Origin of the sequence: Streptococcus sp. C300 (assembly GCF_000187645.1) — a bacterium.
GTDB lineage: Bacteria > Bacillota > Bacilli > Lactobacillales > Streptococcaceae > Streptococcus > Streptococcus oralis_CQ.
Map to the genome: position 1 here is coordinate 630,537 of NZ_GL732466.1, position 10,199 is coordinate 640,735.

10 protein-coding genes and 1 other RNA gene are annotated in these 10,199 nt (G+C 41.6%); 2 read left to right on the plus strand and 9 right to left on the minus strand.

All coding sequences use genetic code 11. The features are described 5' to 3' along the window. Positions 1-61: 61 nt before the first annotated feature. The 9 genes from cbpC to HMPREF0849_RS03095 form a co-directional block, all read right to left on the minus strand. Positions 62-1,081 carry a choline-binding protein CbpC gene (cbpC, locus tag HMPREF0849_RS03060; RefSeq protein WP_000771063.1) on the minus strand — a complete coding sequence of 340 codons (1,020 nt, stop codon included), beginning with the start codon at positions 1,079-1,081 and terminating at the stop codon, positions 62-64. A gap of 17 nt (positions 1,082-1,098) precedes the next feature. Continuing rightward, positions 1,099-2,109, minus strand: coding sequence for a choline-binding protein CbpJ (cbpJ, locus tag HMPREF0849_RS03065; RefSeq protein WP_009013553.1), 1,011 nt, complete (start codon positions 2,107-2,109; stop codon positions 1,099-1,101). A 99-nt stretch (positions 2,110-2,208) separates the two neighbouring features. Then, positions 2,209-2,898: a response regulator transcription factor gene (locus tag HMPREF0849_RS03070; protein ID WP_000518004.1), complete on the minus strand. Its 690-nt coding sequence runs from the start codon at positions 2,896-2,898 to the stop codon at positions 2,209-2,211. A gap of 11 nt (positions 2,899-2,909) precedes the next feature. Next, the gene (gndA, locus tag HMPREF0849_RS03075; RefSeq protein WP_000158761.1) at positions 2,910-4,334 is read right to left on the minus strand and encodes an NADP-dependent phosphogluconate dehydrogenase; all 1,425 of its coding nucleotides are present in this window, start codon (positions 4,332-4,334) and stop codon (positions 2,910-2,912) included. Between the two features lie 75 nt (positions 4,335-4,409). Further along, positions 4,410-5,858 (minus strand): cell division site-positioning protein MapZ, encoded by a 1,449-nt coding sequence (gene mapZ / locus HMPREF0849_RS03080; RefSeq protein WP_000039236.1) that lies wholly within the window; start codon positions 5,856-5,858, stop codon positions 4,410-4,412. A 12-nt stretch (positions 5,859-5,870) separates the two neighbouring features. Next, positions 5,871-7,028, minus strand: a complete 1,158-nt coding sequence (locus HMPREF0849_RS03085; RefSeq protein ID WP_000662904.1) for a THUMP domain-containing class I SAM-dependent RNA methyltransferase — start codon at positions 7,026-7,028, stop codon at positions 5,871-5,873. An 83-nt stretch (positions 7,029-7,111) separates the two neighbouring features. Continuing rightward, an RNA gene (gene rnpB, locus HMPREF0849_RS10225) (RNase P RNA component class B) lies at positions 7,112-7,493 on the minus strand. Positions 7,494-7,513: 20 nt separating this feature from the next. Beyond that, positions 7,514-7,843, minus strand: a complete 330-nt coding sequence (gpsB, locus tag HMPREF0849_RS03090; protein ID WP_000146523.1) for a cell division regulator GpsB — start codon at positions 7,841-7,843, stop codon at positions 7,514-7,516. 69 nt (positions 7,844-7,912) lie between these two features. After that, entirely contained in the window at positions 7,913-8,440 is a 528-nt protein-coding gene (locus tag HMPREF0849_RS03095) for a DUF1273 domain-containing protein (RefSeq protein ID WP_000199581.1), read from the minus strand. Positions 8,441-8,506: 66 nt separating this feature from the next. Between HMPREF0849_RS03095 and recU the strand changes: the two genes are divergently transcribed. Next, positions 8,507-9,103, plus strand: coding sequence for a Holliday junction resolvase RecU (gene recU, locus HMPREF0849_RS03100; RefSeq protein WP_000248757.1), 597 nt, complete (start codon positions 8,507-8,509; stop codon positions 9,101-9,103). After that, positions 9,100-10,199 (plus strand): transglycosylase domain-containing protein (locus HMPREF0849_RS03105; protein ID WP_009013554.1); only part of this gene is annotated, 1,100 nt, incomplete at its 3' end. The genes recU and HMPREF0849_RS03105, both read left to right, overlap by 4 nt.

The window sequence follows — 10,199 nt, forward strand, 5'->3', positions numbered from 1 at the left end:
TATCTATTTTATTATATTTTCACAAAAAAAGCGATTGTTTCCTTCACAATCGCCTCTTTCATTATTGGACCCATTCGCCATTATAGTTGACAGAATAGCCTTCTACAGTTGTATTCACTGCTAAAGCACCTGAACTATATGTGTAGTACCATTTACCATTAACCTGGAACCAGCCTATCTTCATATCGCCATTACTTGCATGTAGATAATACCAAGTCGAACCTTCCTGATACCAGCCAGTCGCCATAGATCCTGATGAACGGAGATAGTACCACTTGTTCCCAAGGTATTGCCAGCCCGTTTTCATATCGCCATTTGGTTCATCTAAATAATACCAAGTGGAGCCTTCCTGATACCAACCAGTTGCCATGGTTCCTGATGAACGGAGATAGTACCACTTATTGCCAAGTTGTTTCCAACCCGTTTGCATGATGCCAGTTTCTGGGTCTAGGTAGTACCACGGAGCAGGTTTGCTTCTATCAATACCAAAAGTAACATGGAAATCTTGAGTCCAACCCTTAGCAACTTCACCAATTGGTAGTGGATTGTAAGAATCATCGCCAGAAATTCCTAGCTTATTTAAATAATACCAATTACCGTCTTCATAAGTCCAACCTGTCTTTACAGCATAATTATTATCAAAATAATAAGTTCTCTTTTCAGGAGATGGAGGATATTGTTCACCATATACTTTTCCTGTATTTTCAGACGTTTTTGCCTCTAGTACTTGTTTATCTGTTTGTTCTAGCAAAGCACCATCTGAGCTAAAATAATACCATTTTTGTTGGAGTCCGATTTCATTAACTGGTTGGTTATCTAATAAATTATCACGATAACCTGTTCCAGGAATTTCTAAGTATTGCCATCCAACTACCATTTCTCCTTTATCACCAAAATAGTAAGTTTTACCGTCTATTTTATGCCAATAGATTGCTTTATGATCATCTTTTACATAATATTTTCTATTATCCTTATCAACAAATTGGCCACCTGTTATGTCCGCAAATACAGTATTAGTAGCTAGCAAACCAAAGAAAAATGTTGCTAGTGCGACTTGCATCATTTTTTTCAAAAGCTTCATTTGTATCTCCTCCAACATTAAATCCACTCACCAGATGAAGCAAAGTTATAAACTTTACCATCGATAGTTTGGCTACCTGTAACCATTGCTCCAGAGGAATTGAGATAATACCAGTTTCCATTTACTTTTGTCCAACCTGTCTTCATATCTCCATTACTTGCATTTAGGTAGTACCAAGTTGAACCATCTTTCACCCAACCAGTTGCCATGGCTCCTGATGAACGAAGATAGTACCACTTGTTACCAAGATATTGCCAGCCTGTTTTCATATCGCCATTTTCAGCATCTAAATAGTACCAAGTTGAACCTTCCTGATACCAGCCAGTTGTCATAGCTCCTGATGAACGGAGGTAGTACCACTTATTGCCAATTTGCTTCCAACCAGTTTGCATGATACCAGTTTCTGAATCTAGATAGTACCAAGCTGAACCATCGTTTATCCAACCTGCACGTCTTTCACCACCAATATAGTTTTCTCCATTAATTTCCGTTTTAGCTAGATAATACCAATTAGACTGGTCATAAAGCCAACCTGTCTTTAAAGAATGATTTTGATTAAAGTAATAGTTCGTGTAAAAACTCTTCTCTTCTTTATCTTCCGGATTTGTACGTTTTTCACCATACTTTCTTCCAACACTGTCTTTAGTTTTAATTTCTAATGCTTTCCAACCAACAAACTCTTGTAGCACTCCATTTTTGTCAAAGTAGTACCACTCTGACTTTGGAAAACCTTCTAATCTGATACCATTTGGGTAAGGACCAATTGTACTACCTTTAGATGGAAACGGGATATACTGCCAGCCGACAACCATCTCTCCAGATAAAGGATCAAAATAATAGTACTTCCCATCAATCACTCGCCAGTAGGTTTCTTTGAGTTCCCCCTTCTTGTAGTAGGTTCTACCATTTTCTTGGACAAATTGCCAGCCTTCTGAATCAGTATCATCCGCCAATACTGCACTTGTCGCTAGCAAACCAAAGAAAAAGACTGCTAATGCGATTTGCATCAATTTTTTTATTATTTTCATTAGACGTATCCTCCATAACTGATTGTAGCAAAGACTTTATTGTATGTCAATATATAGAAACTTCTCAAAAAAAGCAGTTACAAAACTGCAACTGCTTTTCTATTCTTGCATGGTGTACCCAACACCACGCACAGTTTTAATGTAGCTTTTTTGACCTTTTACATCAAGCTTGCTACGTAGATAACGGATATAAACATCCACGATATTGGTTTCTGTCGCACTTTCGTACTTCCAGACACTTTCCAACAACTGCTCACGAGTCAAGACCTTCTTGCTTCCCATGAGAGTGGCCAAAAGGTCATACTCACGGCGCGTCAGAGCAATCATCTCCTCGCCACGATAAACGGTATGATGTTCTACATCCATACGCAAATTGCGGTAAGACGTTGGGACCTTCATCTGACTACAGTGTTGGTCGATAAAGTCCCGACCTCGGAAAATCGCTGAAATACGAGCAACTAGATCATCAATAATCACTGGCTTATAGATGTAAGAAACGGCGAAGCGCTGGATTGTCTCAATCTGGTCTTGCAATTCTTCGCGATGGTCTAAGACCATAATCACTGAGGCAGGTTTTGTCCGACTCAGCCTCTCTGCAAAATCCTGGGCCGTCATATCCCCCAGACGAGCATTCAGTAAAATCAAGTCATAATCTGTCTGGAGAGCCATGGAGAGGGCTTTTTGCCCCTCCTCTACCAGATCAACACGGTATTGCTCTTTTTGGAGTTCCAGACTGAGAAAATGAGCGAGATTTCGTTCTTTCTCAAGTAATAAAATCCGTTTCCCCATGGCAGACCTACTTATTTTTCGTCATACCAAGAGTAGTGGAATGTTCCTTCTTTGTCTTTACGTTGGTAAGTGTGGGCACCAAAGTAGTCACGTTGCGCTTGGATCAAGTTAGCAGGAAGGTCTGCTGAACGGTAGCTATCAAAGTAAGTAATAGCTGCTGAGAAGGTTGGCACTGGTACACCAGCTTGAACAGCAAGAGCTACGATATCACGCACTGCTTGTTGGTACTTAGCAGTAACATCCAAGAAGTACTCATCCAAGAGAAGGTTGGCAAGATCAGCATCGCGGTTGTAGGCATCTGTGATCTTTTGCAAGAAACGAGAACGGATGATACAGCCATCACGCCAGATAGATGCGATGTCCGCAAATGGCAAGTTCCAGTTATTTTCTTTAGAAGCCACACGCAATTGAGCAAAACCTTGTGCGTATGAAATGATTTTTGAGAAGTAAAGAGCTTGACGGATCTTTTCGATCAACTCAGCCTTGTCACCTTCAAATTTGAAAGTAGCTGGTTTTGGAAGGACCTTGCTAGCATGTACACGCTCTTCTTTGTATGTGGAGATGTAGCGGGCAAAGACTGACTCAGTGATGAGTGACAATGGCACACCAAGGTCAAGTGCTGATTGGCTCGTCCATTTACCAGTTCCTTTGTTTCCTGCAGCATCCAGGATATAGTCTACGATTGGTCCATCTTGACCTTCATCGTCTTTACGGCTCAAGATATCAGCTGTGATTTCGATCAAGTAGCTGTCCAATTCACCCTTGTTCCACTCAGTAAAGATTTCTGCCATGTCTTCTGCAGAAAGGTCTAGCAAGTGTTGCATGAGGTCATAGCTTTCTGCGATTAATTGCATATCACCATACTCGATACCGTTGTGGACCATTTTTACATAGTGACCAGCTCCATCAGGACCGATGTAAGTCACACATGGTTTGCCATCTTCTGGTGCTTTAGCTGAGATTTCTTCGAGAACATCCGCAACCAATTCGTAGGCTTCTTTTTGTCCACCAGGCATGATAGAAGGACCTTCAAGGGCACCTTTTTCACCACCAGAAACCCCAGTACCGATAAAGTTGATACCTGAGTTTGCCAATTCTTCATTACGACGGATGGTATCTTTGTAGAAAGTGTTTCCTCCGTCAATCAAGATATCACCCTTGTCAAGGTGGGGAAGAAGGGCTTGGATAGTTGCGTCTGTACCAGGTCCAGCTTGAACCATCAGCATGATACGACGAGGTTTTTCGATTGAGTTTACAAAGCTTTCAACGTCATAGCTTGGCACAAAGTTCTTTTCAGGATGGCAAGCAATTACGTCTTCTGTTTTTTCTTTACTACGGTTGTAAATGGCAACTGTATAACCACGAGATTCGATATTTAGGGCAAGGTTACGACCCATTACGGCCATACCAACGACACCAAAGTTAGCTTTTGTCATGTGACACTCCTCTTGTTTAATATGTTTTATTTTATCATTTTTACCTATGAAAGGAAAGAATTTTGTAACGGAGTCCTAATAGTCCAAGTCATCCGCATGACCAGAACCATTCCCTACAAAGTAACCCGTCTTACAGTTGAGGGTGAAGAGATAGGTTCCATCTGGTTTATAGAGGTTGTAATAACCATTTCCGTTTACGATATTGACACGTTCTAGGATATATTGATTGCCAGTGATATAGCCACGAGCACGTGATGTTGCTAGGACTTGTTCCAATACACCATCCGCAAAGGTCCAAGCAGGGTTGTTGCTATCGTCTACAGCTGATTGGTTGTAAGGTACACGACTAGTACTTCTTTGAAGATTAACCCCATCGCCAGACAAACCACCATTTGTATCTCTAGCTGGTGCCGTGGTGCTTGTTGAAGGGGTCGTGCTGCTTGCATTGCTTTCTGTAGCTGAACTTGAGCTTGCTTGACTCGTGCTAGAGCTCGAACTTGAGCTGGAAGCACTGGTTTGTTGGCTCTTGCCAAGACTAATAGCCTTATCCAAGAGTTTGTCTAGTTCTGTGTTCCCTGTCTTGATTTCTGTAAATTTAGCGTCTGCTTTGGCTTTCGCATTGGTATCCAAGACACCGTCCGTAATAGCTGGGCTTTCAAAGAGGGCATTGACATCTTGAATGGCCTTGATTTGAGTTGCTAGGCTATCATATCTTGACTTAGCTAGTGTATAATCACGGCTACCTTCTAACTTATCTAGCAAGGTTTTAAGTTGGCTCAATTTATCAAACTGGCTGTTTTTCAGAGCTGTCTTATTAGCATCTGTATAGAAAGTATCATAGAGATCATTGAAGTCTTTCAAAGCTGTTTGTGTCCCTTTATCATCCGAAGAGGCTGCTTGAGAAGACTGGATTTCTTGGTTTGAACGAGATACTTGGCGGTAGACATAATATGTTCCAGCAAGCACAAGGATTGCAGCTACTACAGAAGCAATGATGATGACACCTTTCTTCTTAGAGCCTGTTTCAGGTTCTGTTTGAGCCGAACGTGATAGAGGAACAATCACTTCTTCCTCTTCTGGACTTTCTGTCTCTTCTTCTGTTGCTGTGTTGGTTAATACAAGTGGTTCCAGTTCTTGATTTTCCTCATCTAGAGGAGACAGAACAACACTAGCAGCTTCCGTTTCTTCTGTATGGCCAGAAACTTCCTCCGTCACAAGATGTGATTCTTCAATTTCTTCAGAAGTCTCGCTAGATTCTCGCACTTCTTGAATCATATCTTCTAGACTTTGAGTGGAAGCTAGTTCTTCTTTTTTAAACTGACGAGTTTCAAACTTGTCAGCTTCAATCTCTTCACGGTGTTGTTTGATGTATTTGTCCAAGATGTTGTCCTCAGGCAATACTCCAGCCTCCACCTCTTCATTCTTACGAATCACTTGACCAACAGTCAAATCTTTTGCTTCATCAAAGTCAAATTTGGGTTCTTGATGTCCTTTTTTATGACGATCACGTCTTTTCTTACTCATGAGTTCACCTTTCTATTTTAACTCCTGACGTTTCACACGCTGACCAAAGTATTGATACAAATCCACTTTTAAGGTCCCGTTATACAGTTTTCGTTTTTTATCAGCTGGACTTCCGTACTTACTTTCAAATGCTTCATCACTGGTCAGGATAAATTTACTCCAGGTTTTCAGTGGCGCAAATACCTGTCCCATCTCAGCATAAAGCTTGGTAACTCCTACATCATCAGACAAACGCTCACCATATGGAGGATTGGAGATGATGACACCATTTACCTTGTCCGAGCGTAAGTCTTGTACCCGCATTTGTTTAAAGGTGATATCACCTGCGACACCTGCTGCTTGAGCATTTGCTTTGGCAATTTCCACCATGCGAGCATCTATATCACAGCCCATAATATCCAGCTCGAATTCACGATCAATTTTCTTAGCCGCCTCTGTGCGAACTTCCTGTATTAACCGATCGCTGACCCAGTTCCATTCCTCAAAAGCAAAGGAACGGCGAAGGCCAGGAGCCATCTTTCTGGCAATCATAGCCGCCTCGATACAGAAAGTTCCTGAACCACAAGTCGGATCAATCAAGGGCTTGTCTGGATACCAGTTAGAGAGTTGTAAAATGGCCGCTGCCATATTTTCCTTGATCGGCGCTCCACCCTTTTCCGTACGATAACCACGTTTAAAAAGGCTAGAACCTGTCGTGTCAATCATGACAGTTGCCACATCTTTCAGGATAGATACCTCAATCTTAAACTCGGGACCAGTCTCCATCAAGGGAACTCCTTCTGGACGGGCATAGTGTTTTTGTAATTTCTTCACAACAGCCTTCTTAGAAATAGCCTGAACACTGGGTTCGTTGTGGAGTTTAGACTTCACACATTTTGCCTTTGATATCGGGAAACGTGCTCCTAGCGGGAGATAGTTTTCCCAATCTAGAGCAAAAACACCTTGAAAAAGCTCTTCAAAAGTCTTAGCCGGAAAACTTCCGACTACAATCTTGATGCGATCCGCTGCACGAAGCCAAAGATTGGTCTCGATGATTGCCTTCACATCTCCTTGAAAGCGGACACGCCCATTTTCAACCTGGCAATCATAACCAAGATCTCGCACCTCACGTCCAACGACAGCCTCAAGGCCCGCAGCAGCAGTTGCGATTAAATTAAATTGTTCTTTCATTTCTAGTCTTGCAAGACCTTTCTCTTGTTCACTTTAAAAAATGAGGTTGAGAAAGATTTCTCAGCCCCAACCTATATGCAATTTTCTATAAGCCATGTTTTGTTCCAGAAGTGACTAGGACCACTTCCTTCGATAATCATCTGTCTACCGCTAACAGCATAAAGCTGCTAGCAGTCAGAGTACTACGTTCGTTTCCGTGCACTCCATGCCCCGACCAAAATTTGGGTTGCTAGCTTGAGGGGTTTACCGCGTTCCACTCTCTCTGTTTCCAGAAAGACTCCGTCACTGTGGCACTTTCAAGCCTATTCTGACCTATCCGAAGACTTAGCCATTTCGACTGCCGTAACGATTTCTCGTCCCTAGGCTTATGGATTCGCCTAGCACAAACACTACAGGCATCACAGCCTGTGCTAGCATGGACTTTCCTCATGAAAAGAGAACCTCTTCACGCGATTATCCAAAAATTGCACTCATTCCTTAGTCAATTATAAATCTTGGTTGTCTAAGATTTGCTTACCAAATACTTCTTTTTCGAGACGATTTAAGCGTTTCAAAATATCAAAGTTTGTCATTGAAGTAGAAGCTGTTACTTCAATAGAGTCTGGTTGAGTTGGAGCTACCTGTGGTTTATGAGATAATTCTTCCTTCAAATCAGCAATCTCTTGACGAAGGGATTTGACCAAAGCTGCGTAGGTTTCATAGTCCTTAATCACATCGTCTAGGAATTCATCTACCTCTGCTTTGCTGTATCCACGTACTTCACGTCCAAATTCTTGTTCAAAAATATCTTTCGCTGAAAATATAATACTTGCCATGTCTCTCTCCATTCTGGGTTACTAGTATTATTATATAAAAAAAGACAAGTAAAAATCAAGGTCAAAGGCTTACTTTTCAGAAAAATTTTCTACTATTTCATTCAAGTCCTCAAATGTTAATCTTCTTGTAACATAGTCCGCTTGATTTTTCATCATTTGGTAAAAATATCGTAACTTGGTTTCGTTTTCTTCGTCGTAAAAAAGGTAACAAGTATCTGTATTTTCCAGCAGAAATTTCTGATAATCGCGTAATTGTCCCTTGTGCTCATATTGTGGATAGGCGTATTTGACAAAATCAACTTGCTTGAACTCACTCAATTTCGCTTGATTTGCTTCATTCCAATTACTGCCATGGGTTTCAAAATCAAAAATGGTCGCCAGCTGAAATCCATAGTCTGCTTTCATGTCTTTCGCTACCTGAAGCGCCCAGTACTCAAAGCCCAAAGTCCCTGTAAAGACAAGCCAGGTCACCCCATCCTCTGCTAGACGTTCCAGGTCTCTCCGAATGGCTGTTTTGATAATATCAACGCGAATATCCTTGTCATTAAAGAGACCAAGGTCGAAGGCTGAATAGCCTAAAATCAAGGCTGATGTCATTTTTAACCCTTTCTTTGTAAATTTATGATATAATAGAGTGATGTTATTGTACCAATAAGGAGAATTATGGTCAACTATCCACATAAAATTTCATCTCAAAAGAGACAAGCACCCCTGTCACAAACTAAAAATTTCGCAAATCGGGGAATGTCTTTTGAAAAGATGATCAATGCTACGAACGACTACTATTTGTCGCATGGGTTAGCTGTTATTCACAAGAAACCGACTCCCATCCAAATCGTACGTGTCGACTATCCCCAACGAAGTCGAGCCAAGATCGTTGAAGCCTACTTTAGACAAGCCTCAACTACTGACTATTCAGGGGTTTATGATGGATACTACATCGACTTTGAAGCAAAGGAAACCAGGCAAAAACATGCGATACCGATGAAGAATTTTCATCTCCATCAGATCCAGCATATGGAACAAGTCCTTGCCCAGCAAGGAATCTGCTTTGTACTCCTTCACTTTTCTTCTCAGCAAGAAACCTACTTATTACCGGCTATTGATCTCATCCGTTTCTATCATCAAGATAAGGGACAGAAGTCAATGCCACTTGGATATATTCGAGAAAATGGATATAGGATTGAGCCTGGGGCCTTTCCTCAAATTCCCTACCTCGACGTTATCAAAGAACATTTACTAGGTGGTAAAACAAGATGAACAAACAAACTTTTCTGCGAATAGCTAAGTATGTCAGCATCAGTCTCTTAACTGTATTTATCGCAGCTGTAATGCTTGGTGGAGGTCTCTTCCTCTACTATGTTAGCAAGGCTCCAGAACTTTCTGAAAGTAAACTAGTCGCTACAACGTCAAGTAAGATCTATGATAGCAATGATGAACTTATCGCTGATCTTGGATCGGAACGTCGGGTCAATGCCCAAGCAAACGAAATACCGACAGATTTGGTCAACGCTATTGTTTCGATTGAGGACCATCGCTTCTTTAATCACCGAGGAATCGACACGATCCGTATCCTAGGTGCTACCCTACGAAACCTTCGTGGTGGTGGAGGTCTGCAAGGAGCTTCCACCTTGACACAGCAGTTGATCAAGTTAACCTATTTCTCTACGTCAACTTCTGATCAAACTCTTTCTCGTAAGGCTCAGGAAGCTTGGTTAGCCGTTCAGTTAGAACAAAAAGCGACTAAACAAGAGATCTTGACCTACTACATCAACAAGGTTTACATGTCAAACGGTAATTACGGAATGCAGACAGCTGCCCAAAGTTACTATGGCAAGGATCTCAAAGATCTAAGTATTCCTCAACTGGCTCTCCTTGCTGGTATGCCTCAGGCTCCAAACCAGTATGATCCATACTCGCATCCAGAAGCTGCTCAAGAACGTCGTAATCTCGTCCTCTCTGAGATGAAGGGGCAAGGTTACATTTCAGCTGAGCAATATGAAAAAGCGATTAATACTCCGATTACAGATGGACTTCAAAGTCTAAAATCGGCTAATAGTTATCCTCCATACATGGACAACTATCTCAAAGAGGTAATCGATCAAGTCGAACAAGAAACAGGCTACAACCTCTTAACGACTGGTATGGATGTCTACACCAACGTTGATCCTAAAGTTCAACAACATCTCTGGGATATCTACAATACCGACGAGTATGTCAACTATCCAGATGATGAAATGCAAGTAGCTTCAACGATTGTGGATGTGACAAATGGGAAAGTCATTGCTCAGTTAGGTTCTCGTCAACAATCAAGCAATGTCTCCTTCGGAATCAACCAAGCTGTTGAAACCAACCG

Bases quoted from the DNA above. Each gene is read 5' to 3' on its own strand.
- cbpC (WP_000771063.1), bottom strand. From the start codon at position 1,081: ATGAAGCTTTTGAAAAAAATGATGCAAGTCGCACTAGCAACATTTTTC.
- cbpJ (WP_009013553.1), bottom strand. From the start codon at position 2,109: ATGAAAATAATAAAAAAATTGATGCAAATCGCATTAGCAGTCTTTTTC.
- HMPREF0849_RS03070 (WP_000518004.1), bottom strand. From the start codon at position 2,898: ATGGGGAAACGGATTTTATTACTTGAGAAAGAACGAAATCTCGCTCAT.
- gndA (WP_000158761.1), bottom strand. From the start codon at position 4,334: ATGACAAAAGCTAACTTTGGTGTCGTTGGTATGGCCGTAATGGGTCGT.
- mapZ (WP_000039236.1), bottom strand. From the start codon at position 5,858: ATGAGTAAGAAAAGACGTGATCGTCATAAAAAAGGACATCAAGAACCC.
- HMPREF0849_RS03085 (WP_000662904.1), bottom strand. From the start codon at position 7,028: ATGAAAGAACAATTTAATTTAATCGCAACTGCTGCTGCGGGCCTTGAG.
- gpsB (WP_000146523.1), bottom strand. From the start codon at position 7,843: ATGGCAAGTATTATATTTTCAGCGAAAGATATTTTTGAACAAGAATTT.
- HMPREF0849_RS03095 (WP_000199581.1), bottom strand. From the start codon at position 8,440: ATGACATCAGCCTTGATTTTAGGCTATTCAGCCTTCGACCTTGGTCTC.
- recU (WP_000248757.1), top strand. From the start codon at position 8,507: ATGGTCAACTATCCACATAAAATTTCATCTCAAAAGAGACAAGCACCC.